This window comes from Aeromicrobium sp. UC242_57 (assembly GCF_044452305.1).
Taxonomy (GTDB): domain Bacteria; phylum Actinomycetota; class Actinomycetes; order Propionibacteriales; family Nocardioidaceae; genus Aeromicrobium.
In genome coordinates, this window is sequence record NZ_JBIOAM010000002.1 from 1 (window position 1) to 16,603 (window position 16,603).

Consider the following 16,603-nt stretch of genomic DNA (forward strand, 5'->3'; position numbering starts at 1 on the left):
CCGTGTTGGGGGCGGCCTCCCGTAATGTTTGTCCGGCGACGTCCTCTCTCCCACACCAGTCTCCGGTGCAGTGCCATCGGCGCTGAAAGGCTTAACTTCCGGGTTCGGAATGTTGCCGGGGTTTCCCTTTCGCTATGGTCGCCGTAACTCTATGGAGATATCAAAACCATTGTCTTCACACCCGCCAGCCAGCACACTCTAGGTGTGTTGGTGGTGGTGTGGAATGGTTGCCGGTTGTATCTCGGGAACCTCACAGTGAACGCGGATGTGCTTTTGAAGGCGCAGTATCTTTGTAAGAAACAAGCCCTCGGCCTATTAGTACCGGTCAGCTCCACACATTGCTGTGCTTCTACTTCCGGCCTATCAACCCAGTGGTCTGCTGGGGGCCTTACCTGGTAAACCAGTGGGAAACCTCATCTTGAAACACGCTTCCCGCTTAGATGCTTTCAGCGGTTATCGCTTCCGAACGTACTAACCAGCGGTGCTCTTGGCAGAACAACTGGCACACCAGAGGTTCGTCCATCCCGGTCCTCTCGTACTAGGGACAGATTTTCTCAAGTTTCCTACGCGCGCGGCGGATAGGGACCGAACTGTCTCACGACGTTCTAAACCCAGCTCGCGTGCCGCTTTAATGGGCGAACAGCCCAACCCTGGGACCTGCTACGGCCCCAGGATGCGACGAGCCGACATCGAGGTGCCAAACCATCCCGTCGATATGGACTCTTGGGGAAGATCAGCCTGTTATCCCCGGGGTACCTTTTATCCGTTGAGCGACGCCGCTTCCACTTGCCAGCGCCGGATCACTAGTTCCGACTTTCGTCCCTGCTCGAGCTGTCACTCTCACGGTCAAGCTCCCTTGTGCACTTACACTCGAAACCTGATTGCCAACCAGGCTGAGGGAACCTTTGAGCGCCTCCGTTACATTTTAGGAGGCAACCGCCCCAGTTAAACTACCCATCAGGCACTGTCCCTGATCCAGATAATGGACCTAGGTTAGATATCTCGTACAGCCAGAGTGGTATTTCAACGTTGACTCCACCTGAACTGGCGTCCAAGCTTCACAGTCTCCCACCTATCCTACACAAACTGAACCAAACACCAATACCAAACTATAGTAAAGGTCCCGGGGTCTTTCCGTCCTGCCGCGCGTAACGAGCATCTTTACTCGTAGTGCAATTTCGCCGAGTCCATGGTTGAGACAGCGCCCAAGTCGTTACTCCATTCGTGCAGGTCGGAACTTACCCGACAAGGAATTTCGCTACCTTAGGATGGTTATAGTTACCACCGCCGTTTACTGGGGCTTAAGTTCTGTGCTTCGCTTGCGCTGACACGTCCCCTTAACCTTCCAGCACCGGGCAGGAGTCAGTCCGTATACGGCGTCTTTCGACTTAGCACGGACCTGTGTTTTTAGTAAACAGTCGCTTGGGCCTGGTCTCTGCGGCCCTCAACGCTTCGCACAGCAAGTGTGCTAACGAATCGGGCCCCCCTTCTCCCGAAGTTACGGGGGCATTTTGCCGAGTTCCTTAACCATGGTTCACTCGATCACCTTAGTATTCTCTACCTGACCACCTGAGTCGGTTTGGGGTACGGGCGGCTCATAATCTCGCTAGATGCTTTTCTCGGCAGCATAGGATCACTCACTTCGACTAAAACGTCTCCCCATCAGATCTCAGGCTATGTGAGTCACGGATTTGCCTATGACTCGCCCTACATCCTTAGCCCGGGACAACCATCGCCCGGGATGAGCTCCTTCCTGCGTCACACCATTGCTTGCCTACTACCAGATCGGGTCATGCGCAGCCACAGCATCGCTCCGAAGAGTCCCGCCGCTTTTGGGCACTTAGCATCACTGGATTCAGCATGGGCGATTATGCGCCGGTACGGGAATATCAGCCCGTTGTCCATCGACTACGCCTGTCGGCCTCGCCTTAGGTCCCGACTTACCCAGGGAAGATTAGCTTGACCCTGGAACCCTTGGTCATTCGGTGGAGGAGTTTCTCACTCCTCATTCGCTACTCATGCCTGCATTCTCACTCGTGTAGCCTCCACGGCTGGATCACTCCGCCGCTTCACTGGCCACACGACGCTCCCCTACCGATCCATACGCCTGGACCACAAAGGCCTAGCACGTGTATGAATCCCATAGCTTCGGTGGATAACTTGAGCCCCGCTAAATTGTCGGCGCGGAATTACTTGACCAGTGAGCTATTACGCACTCTTTCAAGGGTGGCTGCTTCTAAGCCAACCTCCTGGTTGTCTGGGCGACTCCACATCCTTTTCCACTTAGTTATCGCTTAGGGACCTTAGCTGATGGTCTGGGCTGTTTCCCTCTCGACAATGGAGCTTATCCCCCACTGTCTCACTGCTGCGCTCTCACTTACCGGCATTCGGAGTTTGGCTGGGTTCAGTAAGCTTGTAGGCCCCCTAGCCCATCCAGTGCTCTACCTCCGGCAAGAAACACGCAACGCTGCACCTAAATGCATTTCGGGGAGAACCAGCTATCACGGAGTTTGATTGGCCTTTCACCCCTATCCACAGGTCATCCCCCCAGTTTTTAACCTAGGTGGGTTCGGTCCTCCACGCGGTCTTACCCGCGCTTCAACCTGCCCATGGATAGATCACTCCGCTTCGGGTCTAGATCCTGCAACTATGAACGCCCTATTCGGACTCGCTTTCGCTACGGCTACGACTCACGTCTTAACCTCGCTACAGAACGCTAACTCGCAGGCTCATTCTTCAAAAGGCACGCTGTCACACATCACAAGGATGCGCTCCAACGGATTGTATGCACATGGTTTCAGGTACTATTTCACTCCCCTCCCGGGGTACTTTTCACCTTTCCCTCACGGTACTAGTCCGCTATCGGTCATCGAGGAGTATTTAGGCTTAACGGGTGGTCCCGCTAGATTCACACCGAATTTCAGGGGTTCGGTGTTACTTGGGATACCACAAAAGAGCCATGAGCTTACGTGTACGGGACTATCACCCTCTACGGTACGACTTTCCAGTCGGCTTCAACTTCACTCATGGTTTATCACTCTTTGCCTGTCCGGTAGAACAGACCATGTGGTCCCACAACACCGCACATACAACGCCTACCGGCTATCACATACATGCGGTTTAGCCTGATCCAGTTTCGCTCGCCACTACTACCGGAATCACTTTTGTTTTCTCTTCCTGTGGGTACTGAGATGTTTCACTTCCCCACGTTCCCTCCACACGCCCTATGTGTTCAGGCGCAGGTACCCAGACTTTACTCTGGGTGGGTTTCCCCATTCGGACATCCCCGGATCACAGGTCGGTTGTCACCTTCCCGGGGCTTTTCGCAGACTCCAACGTCCTTCATCGGCTCTCGATGCCAAGGCATCCACCATGTGCACTTAGTAAGCTTGTTGTTACTACAAAGATGCTCGCGTCCACTGTGAAGTTCTCAAAACACAAACGGTCCCACCACCTGATCCCACACCAACCCAACCCAAAGGTCGAACGGTATGCGGGGGGTATGTGGTCCAAGGAAACCAACCCAAACGGGCTGATCCCTCAGGACCCAACAGTGTGCCTGAAATAATGACCTTCACCAACAACGTTCCACGCGTCTTACACACCATGCTGCAGTACTAGCCCCTGGTAGGCAGTCATTAAGCCAAATAATCGACGATCCACTAGTGAGCGGGACTGCGGCCACACATTCGGTGACCAAACAGAACCCATATGGACAACCACCACGATGGGCGACTGCCAAGTGCTCCTTAGAAAGGAGGTGATCCAGCCGCACCTTCCGGTACGGCTACCTTGTTACGACTTCGTCCCAATCGCCAGCCCCACCTTCGACAGCTCCTCCCACAAGGGGTTAGGCCACTGGCTTCGGGTGTTGCCGACTTTCATGACGTGACGGGCGGTGTGTACAAGGCCCGGGAACGTATTCACCGCAGCGTTGCTGATCTGCGATTACTAGCGACTCCGACTTCATGGGGTCGAGTTGCAGACCCCAATCCGAACTGAGACCGGCTTTTTGGGATTCGCTCCACCTTACAGTTTCGCAGCCCTTTGTACCGGCCATTGTAGCATGCTTGAAGCCCTGGACATAAGGGGCATGAAGACTTGACGTCATCCCCACCTTCCTCCGAGTTGACCCCGGCAGTCTCCTATGAGTCCCCACCATCACGTGCTGGCAACATAGAACGAGGGTTGCGCTCGTTGCGGGACTTAACCCAACATCTCACGACACGAGCTGACGACAGCCATGCACCACCTGTAAACCGACCACAAGGGGGGCCGTATCTCTACGGCTTTCCGGCATATGTCAAACCCAGGTAAGGTTCTTCGCGTTGCATCGAATTAATCAGCATGCTCCGCCGCTTGTGCGGGCCCCCGTCAATTCCTTTGAGTTTTAGCCTTGCGGCCGTACTCCCCAGGCGGGGCGCTTAATGCGTTAGCTGCGGCACGGAAACCGTGGAAGGTCCCCACACCTAGCGCCCAACGTTTACGGCATGGACTACCAGGGTATCTAATCCTGTTCGCTCCCCATGCTTTCGCTCCTCAGCGTCAGGTAATGCCCAGAGAACCGCCTTCGCCACCGGTGTTCCTCCTGATATCTGCGCATTCCACCGCTACACCAGGAATTCCGTTCTCCCCTGCATACCTCTAGTCTGCCCGTATCGGAAGCACGCTCAGGGTTGAGCCCTGAGTTTTCACTCCCGACGCGACAAACCGCCTACGAGCCCTTTACGCCCAATAATTCCGGACAACGCTCGGACCCTACGTATTACCGCGGCTGCTGGCACGTAGTTGGCCGGTCCTTCTTCTGCAGGTACCGTCACTCTCGCTTCGTCCCTGCTGAAAGAGGTTTACAACCCGAAGGCCGTCATCCCTCACGCGGCGTTGCTGGATCAGGCTTTCGCCCATTGTCCAATATTCCCCACTGCTGCCTCCCGTAGGAGTCTGGGCCGTGTCTCAGTCCCAGTGTGGCCGGTCACCCTCTCAGGCCGGCTACCCGTCAATGCCTTGGTGAGCCATTACCTCACCAACAAGCTGATAGGCCGCGAGCTCATCCTTCTCCGCCAGAGCTTTCCACCCCCCAACATGCGAAGGGGGGTCATATTCGGCATTAGCCATCGTTTCCAATGGTTATTCCAAAGAGAAGGGCAGATTGCTCACGTGTTACTCACCCGTTCGCCGCTCGTGTACCCCCGAAAGGGCCTTACCGCTCGACTTGCATGTGTTAAGCACGCCGCCAGCGTTCGTCCTGAGCCAGGATCAAACTCTCCATTGAAACAGCATCTCAAGACGCTGCCAACAAAGGTCCAACCTGACAAACTATTTGCTGACAAATAAATTGTCCGAATTGATATCCATCAAAAACCAGCAAACCCCCAAAGGGATCCACCAGACATCCGACGGGGTACTACTAATTAATCTCGTCGACTTTTGGCACACTGTTGAGTTCTCAAGGATCAGACGCTCACCACCCATCAATCCAAAAGGACATCCGGCCTGGGGCTGCTGGTCAAACTTACACGGCTCGTTTTCACCCTAGACAACGGGGTCGGTCACCGTGATGCAGCCAGAAAACTAGCTGTTCGTTCTTGTGGCTGCTGGATAAACCTACACGGCTCGTTTTCACCGGTCAAACCCGGGTCGGTCACTGTGTCTCAGCCACACTCGCTAGCGGCTCTCGCTCGCTTGCATGGATAAACTTACACACCTGCAATTCGGTCGTCAAACCGGGGTACCCCTGGGCGTACGTACGCCTGCACGACGCCCGGCGATTGCAGCGATTTCGTCAGTGCTCGCGCAGCGCCTCGAGCGAGCTCGGCCTTCTTCTTGGTCGAGTAGCCGGTCAGTCCCAGCTCCTTGGCGCGGGCCCGGCTGCCAACTGTCCAGTCGTCGTACGAGCCTGCCCGTCCGCCTGGCCGCCAGTGACGAGGCCGATCGGCCCTTCTGTGCGAGCGGTGGTCGAGATGCGGGCGGCCTTCTCCTTCGATGCGCCGTCATCGCGCAGGTCTTCGTACATCGACGGATTCTTCAAGCTCGGATTCTTCTTCGTCGGCATCTCATCTCTCCTCGTTCGATCTACGGTGACGTACCCGGCAGAGGCCTCGCTATTCCCGGTCACTGCAGACCTTGCGCTGCTTGGAACGTCGCGCAGGGGGTACTTGTCTCGGAGTGATCCCCCGGACATCCCGACCCGCTCAGAGCTGCTCCCCCACACACGACTCGCGTGGCCTCTCCCGCATCGGGCGGGACGGCCGAACGCTGGCGACGGATCGCCGCGCTGGCCCAGGCAGATCTCGCGGTCATCAAGCTCGTCGAGCCTCACCACGACGCTGCGGCAATCCTGGCCGACCTCGGTGGCGCCGAGATCCAGCCCGACGACATCTGGGCCGTGTGGGCGGCTCGACCCGCCCTTCGCGGTTCTCGAGGCGCGACAAGTTCGGCGGACGATGGACGCTGTCAGGGCGCAAGGCGTTCTGCTCTGGCGCGCGCGTCGTGACCCACGCCCTGGTGACCGCTGCCTCACCCGACGGGCCGCGGCTGTTCGCCATCGCCCTGTCATCGCCCGGCACGACGGTCGATCCTGACGATCACCCCTGGGTGGGTGAGGGCATGAAGCGAGCCGGCACCGAGACCCTCGTGCTGACCGACGTGCCGGCGACGCCCGTCGGTGCCCCCGGGGACTACATCGACCGGCCCGGTTTCTGGTGGGGTGCGATCGGCATCGCGGTGGCCTGGTTCGGCGCGCGCACGAGGCGTGGCCGAACAGCTGGAGTGCGCCGTGGAGCGTCTCGATCCGCGCGGGTCTAACAGCTCTGGGTGCTGTCCGCGCCGATCTCGACACCATGGAGCTCGCGCTGGAGGCGGCCGCCGCCCGCGCGGACGGGCACGAGCTGGCGCCGGCGGAGATCGAACGTCTTGCCCAGTCGCTCAGAGCGCGGGCAGCACAGGTGGCCGACGACGTCATCCTCAGCAGCGACCGCGCGCTCTGGGCCCGGCCCGCTGGCCTTCGACGTCGAGCACAGCACACGGGTCGCCGATCTTCGGGTGTTCGTGCGTCAGCATCACGGCGCACGAGATCTCGCTCGGCTCGGGTCGCTGGGAAGTGCTCATGCCTAACCCCTGGCACCAGCATCGACCATCTCCGGCAGCAACGGCCCCCGATCCTGGTGGCCGCATCCTGGTGCTGTCGGCCCACCCTGACGACGAGGTGCTCGCCGTCGGTGGGTGGCTCGCCGACCGTACGTCGCGTGACGTCACGTTCGTGACCGCGACCGACGGCGAAGCGTCCCATCCGGGCAGCCCGAGCATCACGCCGGACGGCTTGCGGACCGACGTCCCGACGAGCTGCTCCGCGCGTTGAAGGCGCTCGGCTTCTCCTCGCCCCAGGTACGACGACTGGGGCTGCCGGACGGTGGGCTGGCCCGGGAGCACGCTGCGTTGCAGGCGGCGATCGTCCCTCTGGTCGCCCAGGCCGACCTGGTCCTCGCCCCGTTCGAGGAGGATGGTCACCCCGATCACGACTCGCTGGGTTCCGTGGCCGTCGCCTCGTGCGGCGACCACACGCCTCTGTGGCGCTTCCCGATCTGGACGTGGTCGTGGACCGAGCCCCGGGAACAGCACTGGCTGGACCGGATCCAGCGCCTCGAGTGCACACCAGAGGCCCGCCGCCGCAAGCTTCGCGGCCATCGCTGCCTTCGACACCCAGGTACGACCTCTGAGCGGTCACCCCGCTGATCTCGCCGTGATCGACGCGGCACTTCTCGACCACGCATCAGCACTCCCCGGAAGCGATTGTCACGTGACCCAGCCTGAGTACTTCGAGCAGATGTACGAGTCGTCCCGCGATCCGTGGGCGCTCGCCGAACGCGTCTACGAACGGCGCAAGTACGACGTGACCATGGCGAGTCTTCCTCGCCAGACCTACCGCCGCGCCTTCGAGCCAGGGTGCTCGATCGGGCTGCTGACCGCACGGCTGATGGCGCGCTGCGACGACGTCGTGGCGATCGACCCGGTGACGAGCCCGCTGGTCGACGCGAAGCTGCGCGCCCCCGACGCCACCTTCGCCCAAGGCGCCATCCCGCACGACTGGCCGAGCGGCACCTTTGACCTGATCGTGCTCTCCGAGGTCATGTACTACCTCTCGGCTGAGGACCGGCGCACGACCCTGCGACCGCGTACGAGCGTCGCTCGAGCCCGACGGGCACCTGGTCTCCGTCCACTGGCGTCACGACTTCGAGGCCGCAGCCTGCAATGGCGACCAGGTGCACCGCGAGATGCGCGCACGGCCGGGCTGGACCCGCGTCGTCGAGCACGTGGAGGAGGACTTCCTGGTGGAGGTGTTCCGACGTGATGCTGCCTGAGGTGACGCAGGTCTGCGTCGTGGTGCCGGCCCGCGACGAGCAAGACCTGCTCCCTTCCGCGCTCCGCGCCCTGGATGCCGCGCGTGACCGGGTTCGGCACATCCGCGTCGACATCACGGTCGTGGCAGATCGATGCACCGACCAGACCGCGGAGCTGGCGGCCTCGCACGGTGCGATCGTGATCTCGACCGACGCCGGCAACGTCGGCGCAGCCCGCGCGGCGGGATGCTCGGCGGCCCTCGCTCGACATGCCAACGGTCGCGAACGCCTCTGGCTCGCCACGACCGATGCCGACAGCCAGGTGCCGTCCGACTGGATCCAGGCCCAGCTGGCCACCGCAGCCGAGGGGCACGACCTCTTCCTCGGCACGGTCCGGCTCGCCAGGACCGACCAGGCGGAGTTCGGTGACTGGGTCTCCCGGTATGCCGCCGACGCCCGGCGGTGGGTGCACCATGGCCATGTGCACGGCGCGAGCCTCGGGATCCGGGCGGAGACCTACGTCGACCTCGGTGGATTCCGTCCCTTGGACAGTGGTGAGGACGTCGACCTGATCCACCGGGCGTCGAAGGCCGACGCGGTCATCGCGTGGGAGCACCCAGGCACCGTCACGACGTCCGCCCGGCGCACGGGGCGGGCACCTGGCGGCGTCGCGGCAGACCTGGCCTCACCTGCGTGAAGAGCGTCCGACCAGCCGCCGGACGGGGATAGCATCGTTGCTCCGAAGCGGATGTCGATGTGTGGCGACGACGCAAGGAGCACGAGATGCCTGTTCTGGGAATTGGTGGAATCTTCTTCCGAGCGCATGATCCTGAGGCGCTCAGCACCTGGTACCGCGAGCACCTGGGCGTCGGGGCCGGCTGTGCTGCCGCCGACACGGGCCCGCCCGACGAGTGGTCGTGGAAGGTGCAGGGCGGTCCTGTGGTGTTCGCTCCGTTCGAGACCGGGACCGACTACTGGTCGACTGACAAGCAGTTCATGCTCAACCTTCGTGTCAGCGATCTCACGGGCTGATCGACCAGCTCACCGCGAGCGGGATCGAGGTCATCGTCAAGCCGGAGTGGGACTCCCCAGAGATCGGCCGCTTCGCCCGGACACATGATCCAGAGGGCAACGCGATCGAGCTGTGGGAGCCTCCCCCGGCCTGACGAATCCACTACCTGGTCAGGGGCTTGAAGCCACGTAGCCGCAGGCTGTTGCTGACCACGAACACCGACGAGAACGCCATCGCTGCTCCGGCCAGCATCGGGTTGAGCAGCCCGGCGGCCGCCAACGGCAAGGCTGCCACGTTGTAGGCGAAGGCCCAGAACAGATTGCCCTTGATGGTGCCGAGCGTGCGGCGCGAGAGCCGGATCGCATCGGCAGCGACCCGCAGGTCGCCGCGGACCAACGTCAGGTCGCTGGCCTCGATCGCGACATCGGTGCCGGTGCCCATCGCCAGACCGAGATCGGCCTGGGCCAGGGCCGCGGCGTCGTTCACGCCGTCACCGACCATCGCGACGACCCCGTCCCTCGGACTGCAGCCGCTTGATGACGTCGACCTTGTCGGCCGGGAGCACGTCAGCGGTCACGTCGGCCGGCGCGATGCCGACCTGCTCGGCGACCGTCCGGGCGACAGCCTCGTTGTCACCCGTGAGCAAGTAGGGCCGCAGCCCCAGTGCCCGGAGCTCGGCGATGGCCTGTGCCGAGGTCGGCTTGACCGCGTCGGCCACCACGACCACCCCGCGAGCAGCCCCGTCCCAGCCGACCGCGACGGCGGTTCCGCCCGTCGCCTGGGCAGCCTTCATCGCTGCCTCGAGCTCGGCGGGCAGGTGCTGGGACCAGTCGGCAAGCAGCTGGGGTCGGCCCACCAGGACGGCGTGGCTGTCGTCGCCGTCGTTGATGATGCCCTGCACGCCGAGTCCTTCGAGGTTCGCGAAGTCCTCCACGACAGGCAGCACGCCGACCCGGTCACGCGCACCGTCTGCGATGGCCTGGGCGATGGGGTGCTCGGAGGCGTCCTCCAGCGCGCCGGCGAACCGCAGGACCACGTCGGCGTCCTCACCCGGGTGCCGCGATGACGTCGACGAGAGACATCTGCCCGGTCGTGACGGTGCCGGTCTTGTCGAGGACGATCGTGTCGACCTTGCGGGTCGACTCGAGCACCTCGGGGCCCTTGATGAGGATGCCGAGCTGCGCCCCGCGACCGGTTCCGACCATCAATGCGGTCGGAGTGGCCAGCCCGAGAGCGCACGGGCACGCGATGATCAGCACGGCGACCGCTGCGGTGAATGCCGTGGCGAGCCCTGCTCCGCTGCCGATCCAGAAGCCGAGGGTGCCGACAGCCAGCGCGATCACGATCGGGACGAAGATTCCCGAGACCCGGTCGGCCAGGCGCTGCACCTCGGCCTTGCCGTTCTGGGCGTCCTCGACCAGGTGCGCCATCTGGGCCAGCTGGGTGTCACCGCCGACTCGCGTGGCCCGCACGAGGAGGCGGCCGCCAGCGTTGACCGTGGCGCCCACCACCGCATCTCCGGGGCGGACCTCGACCGGGACGGACTCGCCGGTGAGCATCGACGCGTCGACGGCTGACGAGCCCTCTTCGACGACGCCGTCCGTGGCGATCTTCTCGCCCGGCCGCACCACGAACAGCATGCCGACGGCCAGCTGCTCGGTGGGCACACGTTCCTCGACACGACCGTCTGGCCCTTCCCGCAGGACCGCGACCTCCTTGGCCCCGAGCTCGAGCAGAGCACGCAGGGCGGCGCCGGCGCGGCGCTTGGAGCGTGACTCGAAGTAGCGACCGGCGAGGATGAACGTCGTGACGCCCGCGGCCGCTTCGAGGTAGATGTTGCCCGCGCCGTCGGTCCGTTCGACGGTCAGCTCGAACGGGTGGGTCATGCCCGGTGTTCCCGCGGTGCCCCAGAACAGGGCGTACACCGACCAGCCGAGCGCAGCGAGGGTGCCGAGCGAGATCAGGGTGTCCATCGTGGAGGTGCCGTGACGCAGGTTGACCCAGGCGGCTCGGTGGAACGGCCAGGCACCCCAGACCACGACGGGGGCGGCGAGGGTCAACGACAGCCACTGCCAGTACTCGAACTGCAGCGCCGGGACCATCGCCATCGCGATGACCGGGATCGAGAGCACGGCTGAGATCAACAGTCGCTGGCGGAGCTCACGGGTCGGGTCGGCCTCGTCGCTGGTTGTTCGTGCTTCAGCCCCCTTCGGCTGGGGAAGCGTTGCCGAGTAGCCAGCCGACTCGACCGTGGCGACGAGTTCTTCGGGGCTCACGGCCTCGGGAAAGCTGACCTTGGCCTTCTCGGTCGCGTAGTTGACGGTGGCGGTGACGCCGTCGAGCTCGTTGAGCTTGCGCTCGATGCGGTTGGCGCACGAGGCGCACGTCATTCCGCTGATCTGCAGCTCGATGCTTTCTGTGCTCTCGATGCTCTCGGTGGACGTGTTCGACGTGGCTGACGCGTGGGGCGTCGCGGACGTGTGGGACGTGGAGCTCATCTGTGCCTCCTTCGAGGATGGGTGTGGTCAGTGAGGGGCGTGACTGGCGACGGTGAAGGTCGCGGTGCGGACCACTCCCCGATGCTTGAAGTCGAGGTAGAGGTGATACGTCCCGGTGCTTGGGACGGCGGTGTGGAACACGACGTCGGGGCCCGGCTGCGTCTTGCCATCACCGGGTGCACCATCGGGGTGGACGTGGAGGTAGGCCAGGTCGCCGGACCGCAGCGCGACCAGGTGACCATAGGCACCGAGATAGGGCTCGAGGTCCGTGACCGGTTCGCCCTCGCGTTCGACTGCCAGCGTCAGCTTGGCATCAGCACCGGCCGCGAGGTCTCCGTCAAGGGTGACCGTGTAACCGTCGACCTCGGCCGTGCGTGTCTCCTCCGACAGCTCGGCCGGCTCGAAGGCCCCCGGCACTGCGAGATCTGCGCCGAGGGTCAGCGCGTCCGCGCCGGTCGCCCTGAAGTCGGCGAACAGCCGCCACTGGCCGGGCGTGAGGTCCACTGCTATCGACCACGTGCCGTCAGAGGCGAGCAGGGGGTGGACGTGCTGGAAGCCCGTGAAGTCACGGCGCACCGCGATGAGGTGCAGCTTCTTCTCGTGCTCGACGTCGTAGGCAGTGACCGACTTGCCATCTGGGCCGGTGATCGTGAACGTGATCGGGATCTTGCTGCCTGCCGGGGCCTCGGGCTTCTTCAGCGCGAGGGTGTACCCGTCTTGGGAGATCATGATCCCTCCTGGAATGTCAGCGTCGGTCGAAGCCGCTGCGGCCTCGTCGCTGCTGTGGGTGTCGTGGGCTGCGGCCGGCTCCACGTCGGGTCCGACGACGTTGCCGACGATGAGTGCGAGTGCGAAGACGGCGGCCAGCCCAGCGACGAATCCGCCGACCTTGGTGGGGGTGTTCATGTGAGCTGGTAGCCGGCTTCTTCGACAGCCGACCTCACAGCCGCGTCATCGACCGGCTCGGCGCTCGTGATGGTGAGGGCGCCGGTCTCGAGGACCACGTCGACACCTTCGACGCCGGGGATCTCCTGGACCTCTTCGGTGACCGAGGATACGCAGTGTCCGCAGGTCATGCCGGTGACGGTGTAGGTGCTGCTCTGACTCATGTTTCTCATTCCTCTTGGTTGTGCCCCATCGTGCAGGCTGGGTTCATCAGGACCGGACGAGGCGGGCGATCGCGTCGGAGGCTTCCCTGGCTTGATGTCAGCCTCGGCGCCTCCTTCACGAACGGCGCCGACCACGCAGTGGGCCATGTGCTCATCGAGCAGGCCGAGCGACACCGACTGGAGGGCCTTCGTCATGGCCGATACCTGGGTGAGGATGTCGATGCAGTACTGCTCCTCCTCGACCATCCGCTGAAGGCCGCGCGCCTGGCCCTCGATACGGCGCAGCCGCTTGAGGTAGTCGCTCTTGTTGTTGTTGTGGATGTAGCTGTGCTGGTGCGCGGGCGTCTGCTCCGCGGCCGGCTGAGACTCGGTCATCGCGATGCCTTTCAGGCTCTCGGTTGGATCGTTCACCCTCAGGATACCCCCCTCCGGTATTTCGTGGTACGTTCTCTTCCTGATTTATACGATACCCCCCTAGGGTATAAAGTCAAGCCACCTCAGCTCCCGCCCTGCGGGACACCACGACAAAGGAATGAGAACGATGTCTCAGCAATCACGACCAGCGGCATCACGGCGCTGGCTTGGTCTGGCGGTCATTGCCGCCGCGCAGTTCATGGTCATCATGGACACTTCGATCATCGGAGTCGCCCTGCCGAAGATGCAGGACGATCTCGGCTTCTCCCCCGAGAACCTGTCCTGGGTGTTCAACGCCTACGTCATCGCCCTGGGCGGTCTGCTCCTGTTGGGCGGCAAGCTGTCGGACGTCTTCGGCGCCCGACGGGTCTTCAGCACCGGATGGCTGGTCCTCATCGCGGGCTCGCTGCTCGCCGGGCTCGCCACCAGCCCGTCAGCCGAGCTGACCGGTCGAGCGATCCAGGGTGCCGGATCTGCCCTCATCGCACCGTCCGCGCTGAGCCTGCTGTTCATGCTCTTCGGGTCCAGCCCGAAGGAGCTCACCAAGGCACTGGCCTTCTACGGCGCAGCCGCACCGGCGGGCGGGACCGCGGGCGTCTTCCTCGGTGGAGTCATCACCGAGTACCTCAGCTGGCCGTGGGTCTTCTTCATCAACATCCCCATCGCCGTCGTGATCCTGGTCCTGGTTCCCTCGGTCATGCCTGCAGGAGGACCAGCCACGAAGTCACGGATCGATCTGCTCGGCGCCCTGACCGTCACCGGCGGACTCGCCGCCGCCGTCTACGCCATCGTCAAGGCTCCCGACGTCGGCTGGAGCTCCGGCAGCACCTGGCTGTTCCTCGGCATCGCCGCCGTGCTGCTGACCGCTTTCATCTCGCTCCAGGCCAAGGGACGCGATCCGCTGCTCAGGCTCGGGATCTTCCGGGCTCCCAATCTGGCAGCGGCCAACCTCGCCCAGGTGCTGCTCGGAGCCGCCTGGATCCCCATGTGGTTCTTCCTGAACCTGTATCTGCAGCAGGTCCTCGGCTACTCGGCCTTCCCCTCGGGAGCAGCATTGCTGCCGATGACCGGCATGACGATGCTCGCGATGATCGTCCTGGCACCTCGTGTCATCGCCGCGTTCGGGCCCAAGGCGACAACCGTGGCAGGACTGCTGCTCCTCGCAGCAGGCATGGGCTGGCTGTCCCTCGTCGATCCCGCCGGATCGTTCGTCGTCGACGTGCTCCCCGCCTCGCTCATCGCAGCCCTCGGAATGTCGCTCGCGTTCATCCCGACCCTGGGCACCGCGATCTCTGCGGCTCGCCCCGAAGAGGGCGGTCTTGCCTCGGGCATCGTGAACACGGCTACCAGATCGGCTCTGCCCTGGGACTTGCTGTCATGACGGCCATCGCCACCGCCCACGGCGCCGACAAGATCGGCCATCCCGTGGCGCTCACCGAGGGATACTCCGCCGCATTCATCGGTGCCGCGCTTATCGCCGCGGTCGGTGCGGCAGTGGCAGCGGTGTTCCTCCGCCGCACCTGAACCACTCTGCCTCCGGCAGAGCACACCCTGTGGCCGCCAGCCGGGCGCCGCAACCCCATGAAAGGAATCACCGCCATGAGCACCATCAGCACCTACACCGTGCAGGGCATGACCTGCGGAAGCTGCGCCACCAAGGTCAGCAATGCCGTCAACCAGGTCGCCGGCGTGACCGGCACAGACGTCGACGTCGCTTCCGGGACATTGACCGTGGCCGGTTCGGCTCTCGACGAGACTGCCGTTCGCCATGCCATCACCGGAGCCGGCTACCAGGTCAGCTGACAGGACGCATCACCTGTGCACATGACGAAGGCCCTCACAGTCAGACTGTGAGGGCCTTCGATCTGGTAGCGGGGACAGGATTTGAACCTGTGACCTCTGGGTTATGAGCCCAGCGAGCTGACCGAGCTGCTCCACCCCGCGCCGTGGTCACCTGCATCAGGCGACCTGCACAGAGCACTGTACCGGACGCTCACGAACCGCGTCGCCGCAACCTGAGACCCGTGTCTGGTTCGCCACGTCTCCGACCGGGAATGCCCTGTGATGACTGACGTTGACACCACTGGCGCACGCCCGACGGCTGCGCTTCCGCAACGTTTCAGGAGTCACTCCATGACTGATGTGTTCGAGCCGATCAAGGTCGGCATCTGGGATCTTCCGCAGCGCTTCGTGATGGCGCCCCTCACGCGCAACCGCGCCGGGGAGCAGCAGGTTCCGCGCGACATCGCCGCGACCTACTACGGCCAGAGGGCCAGCGCCGGTCTGATCATCAGCGAGGGCACGCAGCCCAGCGCCACGGGGCAGGGCTACCTCGACACCCCCGGCATCCACTCCCCCGAGCAGATCGTCGGCTGGCGAGCCGTAGCCGACGCCGTCCACGCAGACGGCGGCCGGATCGTCGTCCAGCTCATGCACGTCGGCCGCATCGCCCACCCCGACAACAAGGACGGCCGCGAGACTGTCGCGCCGAGCGCCATCGCCGCACCAGGCAAGATCGTCACCGCCGACGGCCAGGTCGACCACGTCGTGCCGCGGGCCTTGGAGACCGACGAGGTCGCCGGAGTGGTCGACGAGTTCGTCCACGCCGCCCGCAGCGCCGTCGAGGCCGGGCTCGACGGTGTCGAGCTGCACGCCGCCAACGGCTACCTGCTGCACCAGTTCCTCGCGCCGTCGACGAACCAGCGTTCCGACCAGTACGGCGGATCGCCCGAGAACCGAGCCCGCCTGACCCTTGAGATCGCTGCTGCCGTCGCCGATGCGATCGGCGGTGACCGCGTCGGAATCCGCATCTCACCGGCCCACAACATCCAAGGCGTGCTCGAGGAGGATCCGGCCGACGTCGCCGCGACGTACGGACACCTCGTCGACGGCCTCGCGCCGCTCGGACTCGCATACCTCAGCGTCCTGGCCGACCCCACGACCGAGCTGGTCAAGGACCTTCGCAGCCGCTTCGGCGGCGTGGTGATCGCCAACACGGGCTTTGCGCAGGTCACCGACCTCGACGAGGTCAAGCAGATCGTCGACGGCGGCCTCGCCGACCTCGTCGCCGTGGGCCGTCCGTTCCTCGCCAACCCCGATCTCGTCGAGCGCTGGCGCGCCGGAGCTGCGCTCAACGAACCGAACCCCGACACGTTCTACGGCGGCGGCGCAGAGGGCTACATCGACTACCCGACCCTCGGCTGACGCACCCCCAGCGCAAAGAAGAAACCCAGG

Annotated in this window: 13 protein-coding genes, 1 tRNA gene, 3 rRNA genes and 3 pseudogenes; 10 read left to right on the plus strand and 10 right to left on the minus strand. The window is 63.6% G+C overall.

Going from position 1 to position 16,603, the window contains the following annotated elements:
- Positions 1 to 30: 30 nt before the first annotated feature.
- From rrf to ACHMWU_RS04365, 4 genes are all read right to left on the minus strand, one after another.
- Positions 31 to 146, minus strand: a 5S ribosomal RNA gene (rrf, locus tag ACHMWU_RS04350).
- 149 nt (positions 147 to 295) lie between these two features.
- Positions 296 to 3,395, minus strand: a 23S ribosomal RNA gene (locus ACHMWU_RS04355).
- Between the two features lie 358 nt (positions 3,396 to 3,753).
- A 16S ribosomal RNA gene (locus ACHMWU_RS04360) occupies positions 3,754 to 5,272 on the minus strand.
- Together the 16S, 23S and 5S rRNA genes form the textbook arrangement of a ribosomal RNA operon.
- Positions 5,273 to 5,839: 567 nt before the next feature.
- On the minus strand, positions 5,840 to 6,052 hold the full coding sequence (locus ACHMWU_RS04365; protein ID WP_396041871.1) for a hypothetical protein: 213 nt from the start codon (positions 6,050 to 6,052) through the stop codon (positions 5,840 to 5,842).
- A 168-nt stretch (positions 6,053 to 6,220) separates the two neighbouring features.
- On the opposite strand from ACHMWU_RS04365, the gene ACHMWU_RS04370 reads away from it, so the two are divergent.
- Both ACHMWU_RS04370 and ACHMWU_RS04375 read left to right on the plus strand, forming a co-directional pair.
- Entirely contained in the window at positions 6,221 to 6,493 is a 273-nt protein-coding gene (locus ACHMWU_RS04370; protein ID WP_396041872.1) for a hypothetical protein, read from the plus strand.
- The gene (locus tag ACHMWU_RS04375; RefSeq protein WP_396041873.1) at positions 6,490 to 6,804 is read left to right on the plus strand and encodes a hypothetical protein; all 315 of its coding nucleotides are present in this window, start codon (positions 6,490 to 6,492) and stop codon (positions 6,802 to 6,804) included. Before ACHMWU_RS04370 ends, ACHMWU_RS04375 begins: the two co-directional genes overlap by 4 nt.
- Before the next feature lie 159 nt (positions 6,805 to 6,963).
- On the opposite strand, the gene ACHMWU_RS04380 is transcribed toward ACHMWU_RS04375, so the two are convergent.
- A complete protein-coding gene (locus ACHMWU_RS04380) occupies positions 6,964 to 7,107 on the minus strand; it encodes a hypothetical protein (RefSeq protein ID WP_396041874.1) in 144 nt (47 codons plus the stop codon).
- Here ACHMWU_RS04380 and ACHMWU_RS04385 point away from each other — a divergent pair.
- From ACHMWU_RS04385 to ACHMWU_RS04400, 4 genes and pseudogenes are all read left to right on the plus strand, one after another.
- Positions 7,106 to 7,731 (plus strand): annotated as a pseudogene (locus tag ACHMWU_RS04385) (PIG-L family deacetylase). The gene ACHMWU_RS04380 and the pseudogene ACHMWU_RS04385 sit on opposite strands and share 2 nt — an antisense overlap.
- Before the next feature lie 64 nt (positions 7,732 to 7,795).
- Positions 7,796 to 8,347 (plus strand): SAM-dependent methyltransferase, encoded by a 552-nt coding sequence (locus ACHMWU_RS04390; protein ID WP_396041875.1) that lies wholly within the window; start codon positions 7,796 to 7,798, stop codon positions 8,345 to 8,347.
- Positions 8,347 to 9,033, plus strand: a complete 687-nt coding sequence (locus ACHMWU_RS04395) for a glycosyltransferase (RefSeq protein WP_396042929.1) — start codon at positions 8,347 to 8,349, stop codon at positions 9,031 to 9,033. The genes ACHMWU_RS04390 and ACHMWU_RS04395 overlap by 1 nt, the downstream gene beginning before the upstream one ends.
- Before the next feature lie 86 nt (positions 9,034 to 9,119).
- Positions 9,120 to 9,368, plus strand: a complete 249-nt coding sequence (locus ACHMWU_RS04400; protein WP_396041876.1) for a hypothetical protein — start codon at positions 9,120 to 9,122, stop codon at positions 9,366 to 9,368.
- Between the two features lie 142 nt (positions 9,369 to 9,510).
- On the opposite strand, the pseudogene ACHMWU_RS04405 reads toward ACHMWU_RS04400, so the two are convergent.
- The 4 genes and pseudogenes from ACHMWU_RS04405 to ACHMWU_RS04420 all read right to left on the minus strand — a co-directional run bounded on the left by ACHMWU_RS04405 (position 9,511) and on the right by ACHMWU_RS04420 (position 13,330).
- Positions 9,511 to 11,846 (minus strand): annotated as a pseudogene (locus ACHMWU_RS04405) (heavy metal translocating P-type ATPase).
- 27 nt (positions 11,847 to 11,873) lie between these two features.
- Positions 11,874 to 12,752, minus strand: coding sequence for a hypothetical protein (locus tag ACHMWU_RS04410; protein ID WP_396041877.1), 879 nt, complete (start codon positions 12,750 to 12,752; stop codon positions 11,874 to 11,876).
- Positions 12,749 to 12,964 carry a heavy-metal-associated domain-containing protein gene (locus ACHMWU_RS04415; protein ID WP_396041878.1) on the minus strand — a complete coding sequence of 72 codons (216 nt, stop codon included), beginning with the start codon at positions 12,962 to 12,964 and terminating at the stop codon, positions 12,749 to 12,751. Before ACHMWU_RS04415 ends, ACHMWU_RS04410 begins: the two co-directional genes overlap by 4 nt.
- A gap of 37 nt (positions 12,965 to 13,001) precedes the next feature.
- A pseudogene (locus ACHMWU_RS04420) lies at positions 13,002 to 13,330 on the minus strand (metal-sensitive transcriptional regulator).
- 166 nt (positions 13,331 to 13,496) lie between these two features.
- Between ACHMWU_RS04420 and ACHMWU_RS04425 the strand changes: the two are divergent.
- The 3 genes from ACHMWU_RS04425 (at position 13,497) to ACHMWU_RS04435 (ending at position 15,172) form a co-directional block, all read left to right on the plus strand.
- Entirely contained in the window at positions 13,497 to 14,750 is a 1,254-nt protein-coding gene (locus tag ACHMWU_RS04425; protein WP_396041879.1) for an MFS transporter, read from the plus strand.
- Positions 14,747 to 14,893, plus strand: a complete 147-nt coding sequence (locus ACHMWU_RS04430) for a hypothetical protein (protein WP_396041880.1) — start codon at positions 14,747 to 14,749, stop codon at positions 14,891 to 14,893. Before ACHMWU_RS04425 ends, ACHMWU_RS04430 begins: the two co-directional genes overlap by 4 nt.
- A gap of 75 nt (positions 14,894 to 14,968) precedes the next feature.
- Positions 14,969 to 15,172: a heavy-metal-associated domain-containing protein gene (locus ACHMWU_RS04435; RefSeq protein WP_396041881.1), complete on the plus strand. Its 204-nt coding sequence runs from the start codon at positions 14,969 to 14,971 to the stop codon at positions 15,170 to 15,172.
- A 63-nt stretch (positions 15,173 to 15,235) separates the two neighbouring features.
- On the opposite strand, the gene ACHMWU_RS04440 is transcribed toward ACHMWU_RS04435, so the two are convergent.
- A tRNA-Met gene (locus ACHMWU_RS04440) sits at positions 15,236 to 15,313 on the minus strand.
- Between the two features lie 189 nt (positions 15,314 to 15,502).
- Between ACHMWU_RS04440 and ACHMWU_RS04445 the strand changes: the two genes are divergently transcribed.
- Complete coding sequence (locus ACHMWU_RS04445) at positions 15,503 to 16,573, plus strand: alkene reductase (RefSeq protein WP_396041882.1); 1,071 nt, start codon at positions 15,503 to 15,505, stop codon at positions 16,571 to 16,573.
- Positions 16,574 to 16,603 lie beyond the last annotated feature (30 nt).